The organism is Pantoea sp. JZ29 (assembly GCF_035190385.1).
Classification (GTDB): Bacteria; Pseudomonadota; Gammaproteobacteria; order Enterobacterales; family Enterobacteriaceae; genus Pantoea; species Pantoea stewartii.
In genome coordinates this window covers 95,107-119,091 of the sequence record NZ_CP045243.1, presented here as the reverse complement: position 1 = coordinate 119,091, position 23,985 = coordinate 95,107, and the positions used below count along the sequence as shown (strand labels likewise).

Annotated in this window: 19 protein-coding genes and 4 pseudogenes; 14 read left to right on the top strand and 9 right to left on the bottom strand. The window is 48.5% G+C overall.

What is annotated here, in order from left to right; genetic code table 11:
• Positions 1-14 precede the first annotated feature (14 nt).
• The 3 genes from GC090_RS22315 to GC090_RS22305 form a co-directional block, all read right to left on the bottom strand.
• Positions 15-446, bottom strand: coding sequence for a DcrB-related protein (locus tag GC090_RS22315; protein WP_105077855.1), 432 nt, complete (start codon positions 444-446; stop codon positions 15-17).
• 143 nt (positions 447-589) lie between these two features.
• A complete protein-coding gene (locus tag GC090_RS22310) occupies positions 590-1,894 on the bottom strand; it encodes a DUF1173 family protein (protein WP_324021994.1) in 1,305 nt (434 codons plus the stop codon).
• 53 nt (positions 1,895-1,947) lie between these two features.
• The gene (locus tag GC090_RS22305) at positions 1,948-2,472 is read right to left on the bottom strand and encodes a phospholipase D family nuclease (RefSeq protein ID WP_324021992.1); all 525 of its coding nucleotides are present in this window, start codon (positions 2,470-2,472) and stop codon (positions 1,948-1,950) included.
• Between the two features lie 161 nt (positions 2,473-2,633).
• Here GC090_RS22305 and GC090_RS22300 point away from each other — a divergent pair, with 161 nt between their 5' ends.
• Together GC090_RS22300 and GC090_RS22295 are read left to right on the top strand one after the other, a co-directional pair.
• On the top strand, positions 2,634-3,236 hold the full coding sequence (locus GC090_RS22300; protein ID WP_324022212.1) for a hypothetical protein: 603 nt from the start codon (positions 2,634-2,636) through the stop codon (positions 3,234-3,236).
• 87 nt (positions 3,237-3,323) lie between these two features.
• A complete protein-coding gene (locus GC090_RS22295) occupies positions 3,324-3,638 on the top strand; it encodes a hypothetical protein (RefSeq protein WP_324021990.1) in 315 nt (104 codons plus the stop codon).
• A gap of 167 nt (positions 3,639-3,805) precedes the next feature.
• Here the strand turns inward: GC090_RS22295 and GC090_RS22290 are convergent, their stop codons facing one another.
• Together GC090_RS22290 and GC090_RS22285 are read right to left on the bottom strand one after the other, a co-directional pair.
• Positions 3,806-4,387: a DUF4225 domain-containing protein gene (locus GC090_RS22290; protein ID WP_324021988.1), complete on the bottom strand. Its 582-nt coding sequence runs from the start codon at positions 4,385-4,387 to the stop codon at positions 3,806-3,808.
• Positions 4,380-4,598 (bottom strand): DNA polymerase III subunit theta, encoded by a 219-nt coding sequence (locus GC090_RS22285; RefSeq protein WP_324021987.1) that lies wholly within the window; start codon positions 4,596-4,598, stop codon positions 4,380-4,382. Before GC090_RS22285 ends, GC090_RS22290 begins: the two co-directional genes overlap by 8 nt.
• Before the next feature lie 60 nt (positions 4,599-4,658).
• On the opposite strand from GC090_RS22285, the pseudogene GC090_RS22280 reads away from it, so the two are divergent.
• From GC090_RS22280 to GC090_RS22250, 7 genes and pseudogenes are all read left to right on the top strand, one after another.
• Positions 4,659-5,268 (top strand): annotated as a pseudogene (locus GC090_RS22280) (SOS response-associated peptidase family protein).
• Between the two features lie 51 nt (positions 5,269-5,319).
• On the top strand, positions 5,320-5,523 hold the full coding sequence (locus GC090_RS22275) for an Hha/YmoA family nucleoid-associated regulatory protein (RefSeq protein WP_272843874.1): 204 nt from the start codon (positions 5,320-5,322) through the stop codon (positions 5,521-5,523).
• Between the two features lie 377 nt (positions 5,524-5,900).
• The gene (locus GC090_RS22270) at positions 5,901-6,767 is read left to right on the top strand and encodes a RepB family plasmid replication initiator protein (RefSeq protein WP_324021985.1); all 867 of its coding nucleotides are present in this window, start codon (positions 5,901-5,903) and stop codon (positions 6,765-6,767) included.
• Between the two features lie 1,317 nt (positions 6,768-8,084).
• A complete protein-coding gene (locus tag GC090_RS22265; RefSeq protein WP_324021984.1) occupies positions 8,085-9,293 on the top strand; it encodes an AAA family ATPase in 1,209 nt (402 codons plus the stop codon).
• On the top strand, positions 9,290-10,279 hold the full coding sequence (locus tag GC090_RS22260; protein ID WP_324021982.1) for a ParB family protein: 990 nt from the start codon (positions 9,290-9,292) through the stop codon (positions 10,277-10,279). Before GC090_RS22265 ends, GC090_RS22260 begins: the two co-directional genes overlap by 4 nt.
• Positions 10,280-10,892: 613 nt before the next feature.
• Positions 10,893-12,398, top strand: a pseudogene (locus GC090_RS22255) (ATP-dependent nuclease); the annotation flags it as partial.
• A gap of 341 nt (positions 12,399-12,739) precedes the next feature.
• Positions 12,740-13,015 carry a hypothetical protein gene (locus GC090_RS22250; protein WP_324021980.1) on the top strand — a complete coding sequence of 92 codons (276 nt, stop codon included), beginning with the start codon at positions 12,740-12,742 and terminating at the stop codon, positions 13,013-13,015.
• Between the two features lie 390 nt (positions 13,016-13,405).
• Here GC090_RS22250 and GC090_RS23330 read toward each other — a convergent pair.
• A pseudogene (locus tag GC090_RS23330) lies at positions 13,406-14,154 on the bottom strand (tyrosine-type recombinase/integrase).
• Between the two features lie 953 nt (positions 14,155-15,107).
• Here GC090_RS23330 and GC090_RS22235 point away from each other — a divergent pair.
• The 5 genes from GC090_RS22235 (at position 15,108) to GC090_RS22215 (ending at position 20,723) form a co-directional block, all read left to right on the top strand.
• Positions 15,108-15,845, top strand: coding sequence for a cupin domain-containing protein (locus GC090_RS22235; protein WP_324021975.1), 738 nt, complete (start codon positions 15,108-15,110; stop codon positions 15,843-15,845).
• A complete protein-coding gene (locus tag GC090_RS22230) occupies positions 15,845-16,978 on the top strand; it encodes an FAD-dependent monooxygenase (RefSeq protein ID WP_324021974.1) in 1,134 nt (377 codons plus the stop codon). Before GC090_RS22235 ends, GC090_RS22230 begins: the two co-directional genes overlap by 1 nt.
• Before the next feature lie 23 nt (positions 16,979-17,001).
• The gene (locus GC090_RS22225; RefSeq protein ID WP_324021972.1) at positions 17,002-18,783 is read left to right on the top strand and encodes an FAD-dependent oxidoreductase; all 1,782 of its coding nucleotides are present in this window, start codon (positions 17,002-17,004) and stop codon (positions 18,781-18,783) included.
• Between the two features lie 35 nt (positions 18,784-18,818).
• Positions 18,819-19,445 carry a TetR/AcrR family transcriptional regulator gene (locus GC090_RS22220; RefSeq protein ID WP_324021971.1) on the top strand — a complete coding sequence of 209 codons (627 nt, stop codon included), beginning with the start codon at positions 18,819-18,821 and terminating at the stop codon, positions 19,443-19,445.
• A gap of 72 nt (positions 19,446-19,517) precedes the next feature.
• Positions 19,518-20,723, top strand: coding sequence for an MFS transporter (locus GC090_RS22215; RefSeq protein WP_324021969.1), 1,206 nt, complete (start codon positions 19,518-19,520; stop codon positions 20,721-20,723).
• Positions 20,724-20,897: 174 nt separating this feature from the next.
• On the opposite strand, the gene GC090_RS22210 is transcribed toward GC090_RS22215, so the two are convergent.
• The 3 genes and pseudogenes from GC090_RS22210 to GC090_RS22200 form a co-directional block, all read right to left on the bottom strand.
• Positions 20,898-21,194, bottom strand: coding sequence for an ACT domain-containing protein (locus GC090_RS22210; protein WP_416381893.1), 297 nt, complete (start codon positions 21,192-21,194; stop codon positions 20,898-20,900).
• Positions 21,195-21,197: 3 nt separating this feature from the next.
• Positions 21,198-22,862 (bottom strand): acetolactate synthase large subunit, encoded by a 1,665-nt coding sequence (gene ilvB / locus GC090_RS22205; protein WP_324022206.1) that lies wholly within the window; start codon positions 22,860-22,862, stop codon positions 21,198-21,200.
• 264 nt (positions 22,863-23,126) lie between these two features.
• Positions 23,127-23,279: pseudogene (locus tag GC090_RS22200) on the bottom strand (IS3 family transposase); the annotation flags it as partial.
• Positions 23,280-23,985: the final 706 nt, after the last annotated feature.

Here is a 23,985-nt window from a genome sequence, read left to right as displayed (position 1 = left end):
CTGCTTCTCCTCCTTCAGCCGTGCAGGCGAAATGACAGCAGCAGGTCGTTCAGGACATCACGGTCAGGATCAGTCAGCGGACCGTCCGCGCTGACGGTGAAAACCAGCACCTGTGTGTCCGGCAGGACAAACACCGCCTGACGCTGTGATACGCGCTTTCCGCCGCGCAGGTAAGTGGCTTCAACCACTTCTCCTTGTCCCAGATCATTTCCGGGCACGGCAGTATCCCGTGACAGGAGCTTCCAGCCCTTCAGGTGCTGTGCCATCAGGGCAGTCTGACGGGTGACATAGTCAGACAGGTTTTCACCTTCTTCCGTGCGGTCACGGGACAGGTTAAGAGGCGGCTGCCCGGGCGCGGTGAATACGTTAACTGTCCTGTCCTGGTAACCGGCTGGCAACGTGAGCATACCTTCAGTAAACAGGCAGTCATGTGGTGAGAGATTCATCCTTCTGCTTCCTTTGCATAAGAAAGTCTTAAGGCTGACATATCCGGCAAAAAATAACCAGCTCAGGGAAGTGAGTCAACTCGCAGTTTAAAAACCGGCAACTTGCCAAAAACGGAACACCAGTATTCAGATGTGAAGGCATTTTAACGGGCAGGAAAGTCAGGCATTTCAGACTCACCGACAGCATTCCAGCACCACCAGTGGCCCGGACCGTATTCCCTGTCGTAGTGGGCGGTCTTCTCCTGCTTACGCTGCAGGTACTCCGGCGTGTTCATGCCGAAGACCTCCATGGGCAGCGCATCCACGCCGGGAACGTCCTTCAGCACAAAGTCCGGGAATACGTCTTCCTCGCCGTCGTAGCGCAGCGGCTTAATGAAGGCACGTTTTTCCTGCCACAGCTTCTCTTCGACACTGCCCTCATAGCCGGAATCCAGCGGAATGAAGCGCGGGCTGACCGTCATCAGCGCCACGTCGATGACGGTGCTGCAGCTGAACGGCCGGTTGCGCCCGTCTGTGTGCCTGAACGTCGTTTCCGGCGGCTCCGTTTCCGCAATGACCACGACCTTCATGCCCCGGCGCCAGTCGCCCAGCTCGCGGCCAAAGCTCCTCTCCAGACGCAGGCGCACGTCCTCCGGCAGCACCAGGTCAGGGAAACCAGAAAACAGGCCCAGCGGCAGCGTGGACTGCAGACGGGCTTCAGCAGCCTCATTCCAGCCGGCCAGCACGGACACCACGATGAGCCGCCTTTTGTTCTTTTCGGCCGCTCGCAGGTGCTCCCGGTTGGCCACGACCTGCGGCGTGCCCTTCATGGCCATGAGCAGCAGCGACTCTTCCAGCGGCACGCGGCCGACGCGTATCCGGCCAGCCGTCTGCTGCAGGTGCCAGCTCACCCAGCCGGGCGTACGCTTCTTTTTGTCGAAGGCGGGGTGCCAGACGTTGATGCCGGACTGCTCCCACAGCAGGTGAAGTAATCCCAGCAGGCGCATCGAGGGCCGGCGTTTGCGCTTTACAGGCTCATCAACAGACACGTCTTCAGCCGGCTTTACCTCTGACGGGGCCTTTTTCTGCAGGCCGGTGGGCAGCCTGACCACAATGGTGCCGTCCGCGGCGGTGCGGACCGCATCGCCCTGATAAATCTCCGCCTGGCGTTCGTCTGACCACACCGAATAAAACCGGCAGTCGGGCTTGTGTTCGTTACCTGTAAAGGCATATGAAGAGAGCCAGCATCGTTCAGTCTCCTGAGAATAATGCACCTTCAGGCGGCGCCTGACGGGGTCGGTCTCTGCCGGCAGGCAGCTGCAGGTGACCACCGTGGTCTTTTTGTTGTCGCGGGCGTGCTTCAGCCAGCGCTGCCAGGTCCCGGTTTCCTCCTGCTGGAAGGCTTCACTGGCGTCCCGCTCACCGCGCTGTCCACGGAAATGCACTGCGTAGGTTTTCTTTCTGGCCATTCCCGTCCCCCCGTCCGGAATTACGTTTTGCCCCCGCACCGGACATCACGCATTTATTTATCCTGACACGTCACCGGCGTGGATTCATTCCACAGTCTTTCGAATTCTGCGTTATATTCAGCAGCAACTGCTTTATTATCCAAAACTGCCAGCGCATTTTCCGCATTGCGCTTTTCAGCCGACGAGGTGTAATTAAACGACCCGGTTTCCGTATTCACTCCGTCGGCCACAATAAACTTGTTGTGCATGATGCTGTACCGGTCGTCCGTCCGGACCGGCACCCCGCTGCAGGCCAGCAGGGAGACCAGCGAATGACTGCCGTGACTGACCTTTTCATCCGCAACCAGCCGGACCGCCACGCCGCGCTGCGACTGGCTTATCAGCGCCTGTGCGACGGGCCGGCTGGTAAATTCGTAGGCCGCGACGTCCAGCGTTTTTCCTGCCCCCGCGATGAGATTCAGGATAAGGCGCTGCGCGCTTCCGCCCGGCGAAAACCCCACGGCGATATCGTCTCCTGCGGACGCAGAAACGCTGAATACGGCAGACAAAATAAATAAGCTGAACCGCATAAGTTTCATTATTTATTCTTTTCCTGACAGGAAATCAGAATGGTATTATGCCCCCGTTCCGTAGCGGAATAACAGCGCACAGACACAGTAAATATTAATTTAATACAGCAGGCATTCTCGCTCTGAGATTCATTCTGCGTCAGAACGTAAAAGGGGTGGCCGTGTTATACATGACGTTGTGTCTTTTCCTGCTGGTGATGAGCCTGCATGAACTCTTCTGCCTCCGTAACGCCGGCACCGTTCTCCTGGCATCCGCCATTATGCTGCTTCCCCTGACGCTGGTTGCACCGGTTCTGGCAGGGTTCTGGGCGGCCAGAATGGAAATGACACAGCATACCCTGAACGAGGTGGCCATAACGGCCCAGTGGACAGGCGTGGCCGGGGCGGCCTTCCTGAGCGGCCTCTACTTCATGCTGGCCCGGCGCGCCGGCAGGCGTTTCTGGTACACTGGCGCTTTCATCGCTTCAGTTCTGCTGGCGTTCATCTTCTCCAACAGTCTGTGGTTTGTGTCGCAGAAAGACGCCGCCATCGCGTCGCCCGTGCTGCTGGGAGAGGGGGAGGAAGACTGCGACGCGCCGGCCGTACTCGTTCGCTATCATCCGGATGCGCCGTCTGACTGGCGCTGTCCCACCGGCATAGTGCTGATGGGCGAATCCTCACATCCTTTCCTGCCCTGGCCGGACTACCGGCAGGGAAAAAGCCGTCAGATGAGTGATAACATCAACGCCCTGATAAAGCATGCGCAGGAGGAATCAGAAAAGAAGGCCGGATGATGCACAGGATTCACCCTGCCTAGGTTGCCGGGTTACAGATGCCGTCATAATCTGTTATATACATCAGTCAGTATCAGGATTCAGTAAATGAATGTCAGCGATGAAGCCCTGCTGAAATCGGGTATCAGCCAGGCAGATTTAAGCAGAATAAAACACAACGTGTCGGTACACGGGGGCACGCTGGAGGAAGCTGTAGAAAGCCTTGCAAACCGCTTCCGGGCCCTGACATGGGTTATCACGTTCAGCGTGCTGGTGATGGCGGCCCTGCTGGTATTCAGCTCCCCCGTCAAAATTATTGCAGGTGGGGTGTCATTTCTGATCGTGATTGCAATAGTGTTCTCTGCTCAGCCCGTAACGCTCGCCTGGAAATGCTGGCGTCACCGGAGAGCTGCCCGTCGTTAATTATCCTGTGACCTAGCTGTTTCAACATGATCAACAACAACTTTGCCTCTGACCCCGTAGCTGACAATTTTAAGCGCCATTTTTGGCCGGCTCATTGACTCCAGCTTGTTTCTTAAATCACTTCTTAACCAGCGAAAAAGCCGCAAGGACTCTGGTTTCCTCGTCAGTCATACCAGGCCGTAAATATTGGCCGTCAGTGAAACGGCATTATAGGCCGCCAGACCGTACTCGGGTCTGAATCCCATAAAACTGGCTATTTCGGTTGAGGCATCAGCAATGATGCCTTCGGAAGGGCCGTAGAACGTGTGGTTAATAATCTCTTTAGATATGCTGTTAAACCCGTCTATCATGATGATCGCGCCAGCCACAACAGCAACAGGTGTCATCGTGGCCAGCAGAACAAAGCCGCCGTAAACCGTCAGGCCGTTTAGTACCAGATTGACGGCAGACACGGCATAGCCCACGATCCTGTTATTCTCTCTGATAAACTCCACTTTTGCATAAAGCTTCGCGGCCTGAGTGCGCAGCATTCTGGCCTGATACTGAAGGCTGTCGTTCTCTGCCCGAAGATTTTTGACACAGGCCATGCATTCTTCATCGGCTTTTGCCTGAATGGCCAGGGCGAACTGAGCTTCGATAACGTCTCTGATTTCCTGAACGAACTGAATGCGGGAGAGCCCGTGTTTCAGATGGCTGGCAGCGACAATATTAGCCGTGTCGGCAAGCCTCCTAGCTTCGAGGTTAACCATCGTCTCTGCCCGGCAGCTTCAGCGAAAGATGACAGTAATACGCCAGTCGTTCCCTGAAGAAGTCTCTCAGTTCTTTAGGCTGCAGATACTCAACCCAGGCAGGAATGCCAGGCAGGTTGAGTCGCTCCCGGTAAGCGACCCCGGACGCTGCCAGGTCCAAATTAACTTTATCCCTTTCGGCCCTTTCTCTGGCGGCCAGATTATGTGACATGGTTACTTCTCCTGAGATCAGTATACCGCACTATCCTTAATCATAACGACGTAGGTCATTATGTGTGGACGGTTTACGCAGTACAGCTGCAGAGACGAGTATTTTGAAACCGCAGGTATCTTACCGGAAGAACTGCCTTTCGATAGTGAACCCCTGGGGCGGTACAACGTTGCACCCGGAAGACGCGTGATGCTGCTAAATCAGCGGGAAGGGCAGCTTCATTTTGATCCGGTGTTCTGGGGCTACAGGCCTGACTGGTGGTACAAGTCCATGCTGATTAACGCCAGAGGTGAAACGGCCTCCTCCGGCAGAATGTTTAAGCCGCTGTTGCTGCACGGCAGGGCAGTCGTGCCGGCGAATGGCTGGTTTGAATGGGCCCTGACGGATGACGGCAAGCAGCCGTATTTTATTTATCACCGCTCACGGCAGCCGCTTTTCTTCGCGGCGATCGGCAAAGCGCCCTTTGGTCAGGATCATGGCTATGAGGGATTTATTATCGTGACGGCCAAAAGTAATCAGGGAATGGCTGAGCGAATACACCAGTGCAGAAAGAGCCAGCGAAATAGCGTACAAGTGTGCTCTGCCAGAAGGCGACTTTAAATGGCACAAAGTGGATAATGTAGTAGGAAACACACATAACCAAGGAAAGGTGCTGACAGAGTCGGTATGAATGAATGTGTCTACATACCGGCAGTAACTTTGATCAATTTACTGGGTAAAAATGAATAAAACTGACTGGCTCATGAGATTTCGCCGCTGCCGTTCAGCGGAGACGCTTGAAACCGTATATGAACATTTGATGTATTCAGACCACACTGAAGAACAATATGAAATCACCCGTGCCTATGATCACCGTAAGGCTGAACTGGCAACCGGGAAGCTCTATGATCGTGTTCCCGCCCATGTCTGGAAATTCGTTGAGTGATCCCGCCATAGATGCTTTTCAACAGAAACTGGCTTAACGAATACAAATTTTTTGTGTTCGTTGAGCCAGTTGAACAAGCCGAAGGCGCGTTAGTAGAGAGGATTGTTTATCCACATGTGCACAGGCTCGATCCAATAAATATTCCAGTAAGATCCTTATAGCTCCAAATAGATCCCGCTATCTCTCAGGCCTTGTGGTGACTGACCTCAAGCCAGTTCGAGATGTGTGCTGGTGGGATAAACATGTGTGCTGGCGGGATGAACATGTGTGCTGGTGGGCTGGTAATGTGTGCTGTAGGGATGTAATGTGTGTGCTGTTGGGATAGAGGTGATCTTTACTCACAGAAAGATCCTGTGACTACTAAGTGAGATAATTATATGAAAGATGAGTCATTTATCGGTGATGCACTTTACAGTGACATGGTCAATAAAGACAAACAACTCACAGTTAATTCCAACAACACCGTTCAGCCTGTAGCACTTATGCGCCTCGGTGTTTTTGTACCTAAACCCACGAAGTCTCAGGGCGAAAACAATGTTGTGGATGCATCTGAATTATTCTCTCAGTTAGAAATAGCACGGGCTGAGGGATACGATCACATTAACATTTCTGGGCCACGTCTCAATATGGACAGCGATTTTAAGGTCTGGATTGGGGTTATTTATGCATTCAGTAAATATGGTCTGGCATCAAACAAAATCGAACTGAAGTTTACTGAGTTTGCCAAAGGGTGTGGATTTTCTGCTAAACGAATTGACGCCCGTCTCCGGCTTACCATCCACGAGTCTTTGGGGAAATTACGCAATAAATCAATATCTTTCAAGCGCGGGAGTGATGCGAGGGGAAGTTATCAGACAGGCCTTCTGAAGACTGGTTATTTTGATGCTGAGAGAGATATTGTTCAGCTGGAGGCTGATGAAAAACTGTGGGAGCTGTTCCAGTTAGATTACAGAGTCCTTTTGCAGCATCACGCTATTAAGGCTCTTCCAAAGAAGGAAGCCGCCCAGGCAATCTATACTTTTATTGAAAGTCTTCCTGCCAACCCGATTCCTGTCAGCTTCTCAAGACTGCGAGAACGCCTTTCTCTGAGCAGTTCTGTCAGTGAACAGAACCGTACGATTAAAAAAGCGCTTGAGCAGTTACAGAACATCGGTTATCTAGAGTTTTCGCTTGTTCGTAAAGCCCGTGAAAACTTTGTTATTATTCATAAACGTAACCCCAAGCTGAAGCCTTCCGACATTTAAATGTGTGCTGTTGGGATAAATACGTGGTCGCCAAGGCAGTGTCCGGCTCTGAAGCAACGTCGCAACCGGTGCACCCGCCAGCACACATACTCTGCTTTTTAATCACTACGCACCTTTCATCACACATATTCATTTTAAACGGTAAGCTAGCACCTGCCAGCACACATGTTCGATCATTTAGCTGGGATATTCCCCGCCAGCACACATTTTCGCACCTTGAGCGCAGAATTGTTACCCGCCAGCACACATATCAGTACTTTTTGCTTCATGATTCTCCTTAACCAGAACAACTTGCGGGTATCTGCAGCCCGCCAGCACACATATACTCCTGTTTATAATGCATATGAGGTCCCCGCCAGCACACATAATGGCATCTCAGGACGAAACTTATACCCGCCAGCACACACACTTGTATGTACTCACCCCGCCAGCACACACCGAACTTAAGATTTGTTCTCCTGTTCCCCCGTCAGCACACATACTTTCAGGTTTGTACCCGTTGAATCTACAGCCACGCATTTAGCACAAAGAGCGGAACCGCCCCTCCAGCACACATATTTAGCTGGTTAGTTAAGAAATGGTTAGCCCGGTCATATAGGTATTGTCCTAACCTGGTAATGTCTGGCTGTAACGATGTCCTTAAAAGTAAGGAGCCTGGCCATTCTGCCTACTCATGTGTACGAAAGGGTTTCCCTCCAGGACACACAGTTGTTCATTACTTATACATCACCCTCCGGCACACATGTTTCCATGAGAATGAAATATCCCTTCAGCACACATCTTTATCTGAGAGATTAACGTAAAAAGCCTATAAGTATTAGAGATTAGAGGACACACCGAGTTCTGAAGCGGGTTTAAAACCGTATGGTATCCCATAGACAAATTCATCAGACCTAAGCCGTGTGTTGTCTGACAATTGTGTCAGAGACAGCAATTTGAAGTTTACTGCTCATACTCTAATAAACGTAACCTCAACTCTGTGAACCCAGTACTGATAAGTCAGAGAGCATTTTCTTTCACTGAGCTTTGCAGACAATACATATGGGAATTTCAGTCTGAAATTGAAATAAAAATAATAATAAAATCAATTACATAAATCATATCTGGTTCAGGGTATGTGCTTGCCAGTTTTATTCACCCGATGAAAGTTTTTTTAATTTTTGGCCTTACATGGATGACTTTTGAATGACAGACTACAGAAAACTGTCAGTTGGCATATTATCCGTTTGTACAACATTTTTATGTTTTAACGAAATAAGTTGATCTGACCTTTTTCAGATGTACAATCAGTTTCAAAATTGACAACGGAACGGTTAAATGAAAAGTCATTACGGTGGCGTGGATGAGACGGCCCGCAGAGCGAGCGCGATGCTGCGCAGTATGAGCGACGATATTTCAGTCAGAAGGAATGAGTTTGGCCTTGATCAGTATTATCAGACCTTCACACGTAATTCCGTAGCTAATCTTCCCAAACTCAGCCGCCGTGCCGTTGAGCAGGCCATTGAAGAAATGGAATCACAGGGACACGTTTTTGGCAAAAAAGATGCCGGTAACACCCGGCATTATGCGCTGACCATTCAGGACGTTGTGGATATCTACGCTCACCGCAAAGTGCCCAAATATCGTGATGTGCACGCTGGGGATGGGCCTTTTGTTATTTTTGTTGTGAACCTGAAAGGTGGGGTATCAAAAACCGTCAGTACGGTGACTCTGGCGCATGGCCTGCGGGTACATCAGGATCTTCTTCAGCACGATCTTCGTATTCTGGTTATTGATCTCGATCCTCAGGCCTCGAGTACCATGTTTCTCAGCCAGGAAAACAGCATTGGTTCCATAATGGAAACAGCTGCACAGGCAATGCTTAACGATTTGGATGCCGTTCAGCTCAGAGAGGACATCATTAAACCCACCATTATTCCTGGGGTTGATGTTATTCCTGCTTCTATTGACGATGGTTTTATTGCAAGTCAGTGGAATGATCTCGTGAGAGAGCATTTGCCTGACAGGCTTCCCTCCGAAGTGTTGCGCCGGACGATTATTGATCGTGTGGGAGATGATTACGATTTCATCTTTATTGATACCGGCCCTCACCTCGATGCCTTTATGTTGAATGCACTCGCCGCGAGTGACCTTCTGCTCACGCCCACACCGCCCGCACAGGTCGATTTTCACTCTACCCTTAAGTACCTCACGCGGCTGCCCGAAATGATTGAGCAACTTGAGGAAGAGGGCATCACGCCACGGATAAAGGGAAATATTGGCTTCATGTCGAAAATGACTTCGAAGCGGGATCATGAAATGACACACGGCCTCGCCCGTGATGTTTTTACCTCTTACATTCTTGACGCGACATTGCCCAGGCTTGACGGGTTTGAACGCTGCGGCGAAAGCTTCGACACCATTGTGAGTGCCGATCCCAGTTCCTATCCGGGAAGCACCGAGGCGCTCAAGAAAGCGAAGCGTGAGGCGGAGCGTTTCACTCAGGCCGTATTTAAAAGGATTGAATTCATCAGAGGTGTGAAATGAAAAAGGAAATGGTCAAGCTGGGCCGGCAGCTGGGGAATTCAAGTTTTTCAAAAATGATGAATGAGTCAGACAGCGAGCGGGTGTTTACCCTCAAGTCCGGTGCTCAGGCCCGGTTTGTCCTGACCAAGATATTGCATGACGACATCGAAACGCAGACATTTGTTGATGCCACGGTAAATGGCCGTGATCAGGCATTTCTGACGCGCGACTCGGTCAGTGATATTTCCCGGACCATCCGGCTCCAGCAGTTCTTTCCAGCCATCGGACGTGAGGTTAATGGTCGAACAGAGATACTGGATGGTTCCCGACGCCGTGCTGCCTGCATTTACAACGGAACCGCCTTTGAGGTGTTGGTGACGCGTGATGCCTTGTCTCTCTCAGATGCCAGACAACTGGCCGTGGACATTCAGACAGCTAAAGAGCATACGCTGCGTGAGCTCGGAAAACGCCTAAGGCTCATGTATCCGGAAGACATGAATCAGTCAGAGATAGCCGCTGTAGAAGGGCTGTCTGCTGCCAAGGTGACAAGGGCTTTTCAGGCTGCCGCCGTGCCTGATGAAATCATCGCAGTTTTCCCCTCTGTCAGCGAGCTTTCCATCAGTGACTACCGGGCCCTGCTGGAGGTGACGGATAAAGCACGGGCAAGACAAATCACCACTGACGCCTTAGTCGGTTGCGTTCGCAGCCGGATGGAAGATGATGCATCTCATGACATTGGTGAGCCCGCTTATAAAAACCGGATAATCAGCTATTTTCGTGCTGAAAGCGAAGGACCCCGCAAAGCTGCGGGCAGCAAAAAAATCGTGACAGAGAAGCTGGCGGAGTTTACTGACAAAAAGCAGTTCGCCCGGAAAAAAACCGATGCTGATAAACGTCTTGTCACTTACGAATTCTCCCGTCTTTCTGCGGCCTGTCAGGCTGAGCTTGATGCCGCCGTCCGGAGCGTCATTGAACGCATGATGATTAAGTCTGCAAACGACCCGTGATCAGACCCTGCTGTCGATGCCTCCGTGAAAAAGTAGTAGGAATTCAAAATAGAGTTTTACCCAGAGCGATTACTGTATAAGTTATTGATTTAATTAAATAAGCTATTATTATTTCAGCCTGAAATTCCCACCATTTTTATATAGTAGTGCCGACGTTAAGTCGGCTTTCTTCCTGCGACCATAGAGCCGGGAATATTTTCAGGCATAAGTACTTCAGGATGTGGATACTATTCCAGCTCGCGTGAATTGCTGAAGAAGCGGGTATTATCACTGATTTAAGGTATACAGGCTGGATCCTCCGGTTCTGGACGTCTCTTCATCAGACCCGAATACAAGCTCGCGTCTCATTACTTGATTTCCTTTCGTCCTTTACAGTTAATATCAAATCTGGCTGAGCGTCACATTATTGATATCAGGTGTACAAAAAAAGGCGACATGAATTGAACCCAGTTCTTCCGAATGCACAGTAAAAGCCTCAGCGATGACAGAAAGCAACAGAAGAGAACGGGCCTGATTCACTATCGGCGAAGTTCAGAGGTCTGAGGGGTGCAGATAATAAAGTTGTGGCTGGTTTGCAGGGGAAACTATACTCGTGATCGCTCATCTTATGTAAAGGAACTTCAGGAAATTTCACTCTCTCCAGCTGAATTTCCAGCGTCGCAAAAAAGTGCTGATTGGTGACAATGAGTCGGGTAAAAGCTCGGTTCTGCTTGCGCTGAATCTTGTTCTGAGTGGAAGCCGCCACCGGGTGGAATCACTGATTTCCCGTCAGGCTGTACTGGCGTTTCAGGTCGGTGCGCGTCGCGCCTATTTACTGCCCGAACTCATCGCTGACGTCTCCTCAGCGATACAAGTAATGCTGATCTGAACGAACGGCTGAATCTTATGTAAAGAGATGAAGACGGAATGAGAATACATATTTCGCCAACTATGGTCAGGACAGAATGCACATTCTGGAACAAGACAGGGCAAATTTCCCGTTTGAATATTATGCCGTGAAATTCATAACCTTCTCAGGTCCTCCCTATGCTGGCTTCAGCCGGTATGTACATCATATGCTGCGGGACAGCGCCCGAATTGACAGCGATGATGCCGCACAGGTGTACACCCGCAAGCTCTTCAGATTTAACGTTCCGGTGGCTGAAAGATACAGGCTGGAGAATACCTGGCTTCAACAGAAAAACCTTTTCATGAAGAGCAACTTTTCGCCATTAATGAGGGTCTCGAAACCTGCCAGTTCGGTATCCTATCGGGCCCACCTTAGCGTCTCTATGCCTGTATGGATATTACGGAAGACGGCATTTCTGTTCGCAATCGTGGCAAAGGCAGGCAGTGCTTAATTAAAACTGAGTTTGCCATACGCTGGCGTGAACAACACAGAGCGCTTGATGCCCTTTTGTTAGAGGAGCCGGAGAATCACCTCAGTCACGTGAACATGAAAAAGCTTGTAAACACGCTGGCACATGAACGGCAGTTACAGCTTACTTTGACCACGCACAGTAGCCATATTTCATCGCGCCTAGATCTTCGAAGAGCTATTTTACTGGGAGAGAGCAGGCCAGTGGCTCTGCTGGACCTCTCCGAAGATACGGCACGTTTTCTCATGAAGGCCCCGGATAATAATGTGCTGGAATTCGCGCTGGCGCGGCGGGTCATTCTGGTTGAAGGGGACGCAGAATTCACTCTGACCGACAAGTTTTACAGAAATCTTACGGACAGAATGCCAGAAGACGCTGGGGGGCAAATAATCGCTAACGGCGGTATAAGTTTCCGCCGCTACCTTGAACTGGCGCGTCTTCTGGGCAACCGCGTTGCTGCGCTGAGGAATAATGACGGCGACTATCAACAGAACTGTGTTGAGCGTTTTGCCGACATGACCAGTCCGGAGAGGAGAGTATACGGGGATGAAGATGCTTCGCGATCCACCTTTGAGATCTGTGTATACCGCGATAATACTGATCTGTGGGAACGGCTTTTCGCCGGTACCCGGCTTCAGCTGAGCGTCCAGGAATACATGCTCGCCAATAAAGCCGAGGCCGCTTTTCGGCTGCCGGAGGAGGGAGCACGGATGACCATACCTGCATATATATCAGAGGCGATTACGTGGATAAACGCGTAGTCTTAGCGGTTGGGGTTCGGGTAAAACCCCGCTTCTCACAGAAAGTCTGCGTGAAGACAGTCGGGCTCTTCTCCTGAAACACACGAAATAACGAATTGCAGCTGCGTGCCAGAGTCATTTAACGTTTTGGTTTCATCCAGGACGGGATCGGTGTGATGACGTGGTTCGAGTTTCTTCATGGTTTCTGCTGCCGCCCCCTGCTGCAGCATCAGATGTAGATTCGCGGTCTAAGCTTTGCTGCTCCTTTACTCAGGGTACCGCGTTCGCACCGGCTACATTTTCAGGGTGCTGCCGGACGAGTCTGCCACCGGCGTCTGTCCCTGCTACTGATACACAGGATAATGATGGCAGACATCCGCGCACTGCTGCAACGGTACTTTAACCTGCTGTTTATCGATAAAGTACAGGTCTTTGTTGGTCATGATTTTAATTTTTTACTTGAATTATGCAGCGGCGGTATTGCTGGCCGGAGATTACTGCACATATTTGACACCAGCCGGGACGGGAATATTAACGCCACATTACACGATAACATCACCCGCTACGAAAGCCGTTTCAAAGAGGCGGGTATTTTGCCAGGCAGGGAACCTTCAGCAAAACGTGGCGCTGCTCACTGACGGTATGTGAATTTATCTCATCAGAGCTGCATATACCTGTAGAAGCACTCATATCCCGTCAAAGCCGGATTGATACCGTGAATGATCATGAGCAGGATGCTGCGCTTTTCTCCGATGACGGCATCATCAAACTGTTTTACCGTGAGCATCACCGCTACGGCTGTTTTCAATAAACTTATGGGCCGGTAAAGCCCTCGACAATTTTAATGATGTCTGTATTGTGCTGGGCAGCACGCACTGGCCGTTTCTCACTCGCAACTGTTTGAGTGACCTGCTGCCGTCAACGCGAAACAAACTGTATATCGCCTGCTCGCGCGCCCGTGGCAATATCTGATTTGTACCGTAAAAGCTTTTCCGGTCATTAAGAGAGTAAGATTTGCCCGCCACTGATCATAACCGTATTAACAGCCGACCGGCCTCATCGGCATCCATGGTGAACCGCACGCCGAGCTGCCGCGTCACGTCCAGCGCAAAGACCCGCGTATACCATTCGGTCGACTTTGTATCCTCATGGCCCATCAGGGTCTGAATGACCTTCTGCGGTACCTGGTGCTGAACCAGGTGCATCGCAAACGAATCCCGGAACGTCTTGGGCGTGGCCGGCCGGATCGAGAAAGTGACACCGTCATGCTCTACGGCCTTCACCGCCTGACTTATTCAGCTGCGGGCGGTGTCTTCGCTCCGGATATCCCAGAACCTTGCGCCAGTGGTGGGCAGCACGGTTGCAAACCATTCCCTGAGCCGCTGGACGAAGGCCGGATCGGTGAGCGGCACGGCCTGCGGCGACGGGAGCTTCCTCCAGCCCGCGCTGCTTCAGCGTGCGTAGCACCATAAACGGCGAGACGAGCGGAGCCGCCTCAGCGGATCGTCCAGTACAAAATCCCCCCGGGTCAGCGGCAGTATTTCATTGAGCCGGCCGCCAGTGTTCCACTGCGTATCGATAAACAGGCGTTTGCGGAGATCGGTCATCTTTGACAGCAGCACGGTCACCTCAGGGGCGAGCAGATAACGCGGCATACCGGTGCCGTAGGCGGCCGCAAGGTTTCTCAGTGCGACCGCACTTTCATAGTAAAATAGCGTGCAGCGCCTGAGCTGTTCACATTATGAACACTGGCGTCGCTGTGTGAAATCTGCGTCATTTCTCGGGGCTAAATACCCAAACTTTTAATCTCCGTTGTCTGTGGGTGTGTAACGTATTTTCGCGCATCTGTAAAATAGTTTTCGATGAGGATAAATCGATCCGCGCCGGATCCTTAAAGGATCGGTTTTCCGGCTTTTCTCCTGCATAGGGAGAATAATCTGGTCAGCCGGAAATAAAAAGCAGGCCCCCGGCGCCGTTTCGCGCGCAGTCATAGAAGCTAACCCACTGCCGGTAAAGGAGAATCTGAAAAAGGCGGACAGGGCGGGGGCCTCCAGGCACTCTAGTATGAATGCTTGGACAGGGAGGGAGTTTAAAAGACATGGTGAGGCAGCCCCTTTTTGAAAAGTAGTCGGTCTGACAGAGGAGCAGCGCAAAAAGTTACGTATGTGTCAGGATGCGTTGTGATTGCCGTTGATGGTATTCAGGCTTCAGTCCTTTTCAGGCTGAGCATCGGGCGAGGGATTGCGAGATTCACTGCGTCCTCAGGCATGTGGGGTGTAAGCTCAAATAAATTGTTAAGGAAACAGTTGAACCATATCGCATAAAAAATTCATATTAAATATCTGGTCCTGACCTTTATGTCATTAAATTCTGCCTTTTAATAAAAAGATATTGATTTCCATCCGAGTTTAATTTTGTTTGAAGCATTTAATTCTAGTGAAAGTTTGTAAGAAGCCTGCCACACATGTTTTGTGATGAAAGTACAGGGATCTGCCACACTATCTATAAAAATCTGAATCATCCTGAGTTTCAGCTTTAAGCAGATTTCTCTGCTGTATTCAATTGAATGAGCCAACGTTTAAAAACATCATTTCAGTTTAATAAGGAATAAAAGAGGTATTTATAGAACGATTGTTGCCTAATTATGCATTCTTCAATATGATTCAGGCTTACACTTCCGGCTCGCTTTAATAATTATATTCTAATTTTCAATGGACTACAGGTGCCTGTATGACTGATGCTTCTTTGCTCGACAGTAATAATGTCTCCTCATTTATAACGGACCGTTTAAATGACTGCATGTCCTTCAATTTTCCAGAGTTACAAAAACTGGCTTCGGAGAACCTAATCTTGGGCCCGGCAGGCGAAGTTTTTGATTTCATTCTTACAAGAAAAGAAACGCATAAGAAGTTTCTGGTTGCTTCATTATCAGTTCCACCTAATGTAGGTCCCCCGCCACATATTCACTTCTATCTTGATGAGTGGTTTTATGCACCTGATGGCGGGTTTAGTATCTATGCTGGAGAAAGAATATATAAAGATATAGGTCAGGTCCCTGGCGAAACTGTGAATAAAGAAACATTACACGTGGTTGATATGAAACCAGAGCAGTTATTTTATATCCCAAGGGGAAGAATGCATGGTTTCATGAACACTTCAAATGAAACAAAGACAATTAAGCTCGTATGGACACCTGACGATGAAGAGCATGGCATTTTGGATTATTTTCAGAGTGCAGGCATAACCGTTAATGACACAATGGAAAAAAATACGCCTTCTTTCTTATCTCTTATCCGGTTAGTGACGCATGCTAAAAGGCGTGGCATTAATCAGAGTACCAATTTTTGGCAATATGTATCGGACGTAGTTGAGGAGTTTCCAGAGTTTCTCCGGGATAACCATGCCGAAGAACTGATGGCTCTTCTTTTTCCTTATATAGCTGTGTCTGATGAATACAGGATGGACTAATGCTTTCAGATCACATCGACGTTGCTGTAATTGGTGGTGGTCTGGGAGGGGCGGCCTTAGGGCATTTTGCCACTTACGAAGGGATTGACGCACATGTGTTTGAACGCTCTGATTCATTTCGTCCACTGGGTGCCGGCATACATGTCACACCCAATGTTTGCAGGCTGCTGGCCCGGGGAAATGTCCTCAGTCAACTCACCAAAAAGGCTCTCCATTGCGACAGCTTCGTAAGCCGGGACGCTCTGACTGGCGAAGTGCTTCACATCCATAACCTGAAGGATAATGCGGATAAAAGTAACATGCCTTATCTGACTATTAACAGGGGAGAATTACATCAGGCTTTGACAGACGCCATTCCCACAGAAAATATTCACTATGGATATGAATTAACCAGAATTGAAGAGTCAGAAAACTGGGTGAATTTGTTTTTCAAAAATGGAAAAATTATAAGAGCTAACTCTGTTATAGGTGCTGATGGCATACATTCCCGAGTCAGACATCATCTTAAACCTGATGACAAGAATTTCACTTATTCAGGCCAGGTAGCTTTCAGAGCAATTATTGAAAGTTCACAAATTAAAAATCTTCCTGTTTATGACGTGACGAAATGGTGGGAAAAAGATCGCTTTGTTATGGCGTATTATCTGGATCCCGCACGAACACAGTTTTATTACGTAGCAGGCTATCCACAAGAGTTGTGGCTGTGTGCAGAGTCATCCAAAGCCGCAAGTAAAGATGAATTGCTCTCTGTTTTTGAAGATTTTCATCCTGAAGTATTAGAGATACTCAGAGCTACTCAGGTTACCCGAAAATGGGCGTTATTTGATCGTGAGCCGGATAGTTTCTGGCACAGTGGACGTATTGCATTGATCGGAGACGCCTGTCATCCAATGCGGCCTCATATGGCTCAGGGTGCTGCAATGGCCATTGAGGATGCCGCAATTTTGACCCGTTGCATTCTGGGTAGTTGCAAATCACACATCTCGCTGGCCTATTTGCAATACGCCGCAACTAGGCATTCAAGAACGGAAAAAGTTCAGAATATATCTGCACGAAATACATGGCTGAGAAGTGCTGAAGATACAGGGTGGCTTTATGCATACGATGCATGGAATGTACCGCTCGCCGGCTGAACATTTAATACTGAGGACATATAATGATCGAAACAGATGTGCTGATTGTAGGAAGTGGGCCTGCGGGCGGTTCTGCTTCAGTAATGCTGAGTAATTACGGCATCAAAAATTTATTAATTACAAAGCACCGCTGGCTTGCTGATGGCCCCAGGGCACATTACAAAAATCAGCGTACAATGGAAATATTCGCGGATATGAATGTGATTGATGAAGTCAGGATGCTTGCTTCGTCAAAAGAAATAATGGGTGATATGATTTTTTGTACCTCATTAACAGGAAAAGAGATCGGAAGGCAGCCGTACGGTGCAAATCGTGCCAGCAGAATGAGTGATTATTCTCTCGCAAGCCCCTATGAACAATGCGACCTTCCTCAACACCTGCTTGAACCCGTTCTTATCAATGCTGCCGCTTCAAGAGGAAGCACTGTGCGTTTCCAGACGGAGTATGTGTCACATCAGCAGGATAAGGACGGGGTTACTGTGAGAGTACTTGACCGCCTGACTGGTAATGAATTTGACATACGGGCTAAATATCTGATTGGCGCAGACGGGGGCAACAGTAAAGTCGCACAGGATTTAGAACTGCCGATGGAAGGAAAAATGGGGCTGGCAGGAAGCCTGAGTTTCATATTACGGGCGGACCTTACTAAATACGTTGAACACAGGCCCTGTTACCTTTGGTGGATAATGCAACCTGGCGCAAATGTTGGCGGTATAGGTATGGGCCTTCTGCGAATGATTCGTCCCTGGAACGAATGGCAGGTGATTTGGGGGTATGATATCAATCAGGAAGAGCCTGAAGTCAGTGCGGAAGAGGCTGAAAAGATTGCACGAACTTTAATCGGAGATTGGGATATTCCGGTCACTGTTGAAAAGGTTTCCAAATGGACAGTAAATCAGATGCATGCAAAAACCTATTCCAGAGGCCGTGTTTTTTGCATGGGAGATGCGGTTCATCGGCATCCGCCCTCAAACGGTCTGGGATGTAATACTTCTATTCAGGATGCGTACAACCTTTGCTGGAAAATTGCATACGTACTGCAGGGTAAAGCAAACGTAAGTTTGTTAGAAACTTATGATATTGAGCGAGTTCCGGTGGGACGTCGGATTGTTGAAAGAGCAAACAAGAGCGTTGCTGAATTCACGCCAATATTTGATGCGCTTGGGATAACCGGACACGATGTAGATTCGGAAGTTACAGGTCTTTCACTGTTAGAAAGCTGTTCTGATACAGCAGCTTCGGTACGCGCTTCTCTTGCCGCGGCAATTTCATTTAAAGAGTATGAATTTGCCGGCCATGGTGTTGAATTTAATCAGCGTTATTATTCCAAAGCTGTTATAGATCCTAAAGAAATCATTTACCAGCGTGACCAGGATCTTTATTACCAGGCATCCTCAAGCCCCGGTGGAAGAATCCCTCATATTCCGTTGCTTCGCTCAGGCCAGCGTATTTCGACCCTTAATATTGTGGGTCATGGGCAGTTTACACTCATCACAGGACTGAATGGCAGGTTCTGGGCAGATGCCGCTTTATCGCCTGAATCTATTGTTCCAGTAAAATGCTACATTCTGGGGCCTGGACAGGAGATTGAAGATATATATGGAGAATGGTCACGTGTCACAGGCCTGAAGGAGTCAGGTTGTCTGCTTGTCAGGCCGGATGGCTATATCGCCTGGCGCTGTGAGGAAATTCCTGCAGACCCCTGTTTCGCACTGAACCGGGCTTTAAAACAAATCCTGGGACTGGAAATCCAGTCAGATTCAACTCAGGAAATTCATCTGGCTGAGAACGCTGAAGTGTTGTAATTTATTAGGACATGTCCTCTTCCTAATTGGTTAAAATGGAAAAGAAACGGCGCGGCAGAGTATCAAGTATTGCAGAAAACCGTGGAAGGCCACGGGAGTTTGACCTCTCAAGTGTACTTGACGGTGCGGTGCTCGTATTCAGGGAAAAGGGATATAATTCCGCTTCCCTGAGTGATCTCTGCACGGCTACCTCTCTTTCGACCGGTAGTATTTACAAAGCTTTTAAGGACAAAAAAGGGCTTTTCCTTGCGGCTTTTGCTCACTATCTCTCGCAACGTAATGAAGAGTTAAGCACTCGCCTCGCCGGAATCACTACAGGAAGGGATCAGCTTGAAGCTTTTATAAAAATGTATGTTGATTCGAGTAAGGGCAAGGAAGGTCTCAGGGGGTGTATGGTGATTTCTGCAATGACAGAAATCACGACTCTTGACCCAGAACTGGCATTGAAAGTCAGGGAGGCTTACAAGCGGCTTGAACTAAAACTTCTCCAAATTTTTCAGGCAGGCAAAGTCGACGGTTCACTTTCGGTTCCTGATAATCCGGAATCAATGATTTGCATGCTGCTGTGTACATTACAGGGTATGCGCCTTGCAGGAAAAGTCGGTTATGTTGATACCAGTTCTGAGACGATAGTCGAAGAAATCATGCATTTTTATGTTTAGTTAGTTACAAAAAGACGCTCAGGTAATCTCTGTGCATATTTAGGAAACGATCATTTTATTTTAGGATGTCTTATGTCAGAAAGTACAATAAATCCTGTTTCAGGCGCTCGATCACCTAGCGCTGCAGTATCCTTTCTCTTGGCGTTGTCATGTGGTTTGCTGGCTGCAAATATTTATTATGCACAGCCACTCGTTGCGCTAATATCTTCTTCTTTACATATACCTGATCATTTTGCTGGTCTTGTTGTCACTTTAACTCAGCTGGGTTACGGGCTGGGACTGATTCTTGTTGTCCCGTTAGGAGACATCTTTGAAAACAGACGACTGGTATTGACACTGGTTGCGCTAAGCGTACTGGCTTTGCTATCAATCACCATCGCGCCAACAATTACCCTGTTTTTTATAGCGGCATTCTGTACGGGTCTTGGCGCAGTGGCTGTCCAGGTACTCGTACCCTACGCAGCGCACATGGCTGATGAAGCCAGCCGCGGGAAGGCGGTCGGAAATGTTATGGCCGGTCTTATGACGGGAATCATGCTTGCACGACCCGTTGCCAGCGTCATCGCGAATTATTTTGTCTGGCAGGGTGTATTTATACTGGCTGCGCTGGTCTTGTTGATCCTTGGCGTTATCCTTCGGGCAAAACTTCCGGAACGACATCCTTCAGGTAAAATTACTTATAGCGCGTTGATGCGCTCAATTGTTCATATTGCCACGACAACGCCTCTTTTACGACGTCGTGCCCTTTATCATGCGGCCATGTTCGGCGCTTTCAGCCTGTTCTGGACGGTAACCCCTCTCCTTCTTGCAAGTCCTCATATCGGCATGACGCAGAGAGGCATCGCTCTTTTTGCACTTGTTGGAGCTGCAAGCGTGGTGGCATCACCGATAGCTGGGCGCCTGGCAGATCGTGGCTGGGTTCGCCCTGTCACGGGGCTGGCACTTGCGGGCGGCATATTTACATTTCTGATTTGTTTGTTTATTCCATCAGATTCTAAATTAGCGGTTGCCGCACTCATGGTTGCAGCCTTACTTTTGGACTTTTCAGTTACGACTAACCTTGTGTTGGGACAGCGAGAGATTTTTCTTCTGGATGGCAGTATACGTGCAAGATTGAATGGAATTTACATGGCTACTTTTTTTATGGGAGGGGCTATGGGGTCTGCACTGGGGGTATGGGCTTACGCAAGCGGTGGATGGAATTTCGCATGTGGCATCGGCATAGCTGCTCCAGCGCTGGCTTTTGTTTATTATTTAAGTGAGAAACGAAAAATTTAATGTGCGCATGGGTTAAATATTAAATTTGCCGGAATGCCGAATAAATATCGGCATCTGTCTTATCGAGGCGATTCACACAAAAGAAGAACCGCCCTAAACTCCATGAGAGATGGTTCTGTCTATAAGGCTGGTTCCGCTGATTCAGTATGAAAAAACAGAACCATCCTCCATTTTTCATCTTATATCTGATAAAATTGACCGGGAAAGATTAATAAAAAAACCGTTCATTTTTTCACTAATCTCCACACTGATAACATCTTCAAGTTTGCGAAGCTGCCGTATGACCTGCTCTAGGGATACACTTTGCGTAACCTGAATAAGTATGATGCTCGTTCCGTCCCTTTCACTGGGTATACAGAGAATTCCCTCTACGTTAAATGCTCTTCGGGAAAAAAGTCCGCAGATGTGTGACATTGTGCCCGGATGATTTTCTACCTGGAGTTTCAGCGTACTATAGTGGTTAACGGACATGTTTTATCCTCCAATCATATTTGTATTAGCTGAGCCAGGAGCCACCATCGGATACACTTTCTGGTTAACGTCAATCAGTGTGTGAATAAATACCGGACCTGGAGTATTTATAGCGTCAAAAAGTGCTTTTACGGGGTCGATTTGTTCATTAAGGTTGACCGTGTGAAAGCCAAAGCCTTCAGCAATTTTTAAAAAATTAACCTGATGACTATAATCGGATGCAAAAAGGTTGTTACTGTAGAACAACTCCTGCTGCTGATGAACGAGGCCCAAAGCATTGTTGTTCATCAGGATAATTTTTACATTAACCTTCTCTTCAGCCGCGGTTGCCAGTTCCTGAATATTCATCATAATGCTGCCGTCGCCAGTGAAACACAGAACTGGCACTTCTCCGGAGACAAGTGACGCACCTATTGCAGCAGGCAAACCAAATCCCATGGTTCCCAGCCCACCGGACGTTAAAAACTGCCTTGGGGAGCTGAAGGGATATGACTGGGCGACCCACATCTGATGCTGCCCTACGTCTGTAACCACCAGCACGCTTTCTCCGGCGACCTCCGCTGCAGCGCGAATAAGGCCATAGTGGCTCAGCGGGTTTTCAATATCTGGCGTCTGAAGCGGAAACTCGGTCTTGAGAGCATCTATGCATGCCAGCCAGTCACTCCGTGATACAGTGGACACACGGTCATTAATCTTGACCAGAAATGATCTGACGTCACTTTGTATTTCCAGTTCGGGTTTACGTATTTTACCGAGTTCAGCATTATCAATATCTACGTGTACAACTTTTGCATTTGGACAGAACTGGGATGCTTTTCCGATTGCCCGGTCATCAAAACGGGCGCCAAGAACAAAAAGCAGATCAGCTTTTTCCATAGCGTAATTTGTGGCACGTGTTCCGTGCATACCCAGCATCCCAAGGTATAAAGGGTGATAAACGGGTATGGCCCCAAGCGCCATTAATGTACAAACAACAGGCGCATTGACTTTTTCTGCAAAACGCACTGCAAGCTCGGCGGCATCAGCTGAAATAATGCCGCCGCCAAAATAAATAATGGGGGTCAACGATTCTGATAACATTTTTACAGCATCATTAATCAGAGAGTCTTCGAGTTCAGAAGGTATTGTTGTCTCAGGGAAGAGTAGGGATGAGGTATATTCAATTTCTTGGAGCTGGATATCTTTAGGTACGTCGATCCAGACGGGTCCGGGCCTTCCTTCCGTTGCTATCCGGAATGCCTGAGACATGATGCGGGGCAAATCATTTACGTCCCTGACCAGAAAATTGTGCTTGGTTACCGGGATCGAAATACCGTAGGTATCTACTTCCTGAAACGCATCTGTACCGATCATAAATGACGATACCTGAGCGGTGATGCATATGAGTGGAATCGAATCGAGCTTTGCATCAGCAATTGCGGTGATGAGATTGGTCGCGCCAGGTCCGCTTGACGCAATACACACGCCAGGCTTTCCTGTTGCTCTGGACATACCCTGTGCAATAAATCCAGCACCTTGCTCATGTCGGGCAAGAACATGATGAATGGTCTTGCTTTTAGCCAGTGCATCATATAATGGAAGAGCTGCGCCCCCTGGAATACCGGAAACCAGCTCAATTCCTTGTTCTTCAAGGATGCGGACTATAAGTTCTGCGCCTGTTAATTTCATAAGTGACCTTGTGAGAGGCCAGCGCCGTGCGGAGATCCCGTCCGGCTTACGCCGGCAGGGTTAACAATATCTATCCCTTTGGCGCAGGCGTCATCACCACGACTAGCACGGTGACGTTGACAATCTGCACAGCTACAGGGATAAAGTTCATAGTATGTAGTGGGTAAAATCCTTTGTAAAAGTAACATTAACCTAACATCACTCAACACAAATGCAAAGTATTTAATCAATGGGGAAATGATGAAATTCATGTCACCGTAACCACTTGTGGTTGACGTGAAGGCCGATGCGCCGGTAATCAAATCGGCAGCGCTCAAGAGCCTGTTCTGTAATTCGTAGAGACAGTTGCGCATCAGCTAAGTAACGCTGAGTCTCATGGCGACAGGTGGCTAGGGATAAACCTGGATGCCTGTTGGCATTGCATTACGGCAATTCTGTAGCTCGATAAATGGCCATCACAGGCGTAAATAGTGTTAAAGAATGTCTCAAGCGTAAAAAGCCAGTTAAAGATATTTTAATATTTTCCGATAAGTCACTGTAACTAACTTATTGAGTTTGCCTGCTTTATTATAGCGAAATGGTTAAAAATGACTTTATCTTCTGTTTCTAAAGTATGCTCAGATCGCATCATTAAAATTAAAAATCACTTAAGAGACGAACTGGAGTGGCAACCTTCGGAAGAAGATGTCAGCAAATTAGCTCGTCACAAGACCTTTTTATGGGTTTTTTCTACCATATGCTTTGTATGCTATGGTTGCAGGCCTACCAATACAGCCATTGCTTAAGTTTGTAAACCCAGCATATTTGTCGTTTACTGGCACATGGGTTGCGACAAATGTTGTGTGTGCATATCGTTTATTAGTGGTAAGCGCGGTAAACCGTTATATAAAAAGAAGTCGGCTTTTTTTATCATGTTTTTTATGACGTTAATATCTGTATTATTGGCATTGTATCTTGTTATTTCCGCATACTATACGTCTTTGAATCATGATGAATACTGCTACTGACTGCAGATTTTAGTGGAGCGAGGGACGGATAGTGAAAAAAACAGCAATATTTTCAATAATATACAGTGCAGGATTCAGCCGCTCAGTTAATTAAGTAATTCTTTTATTATGATATC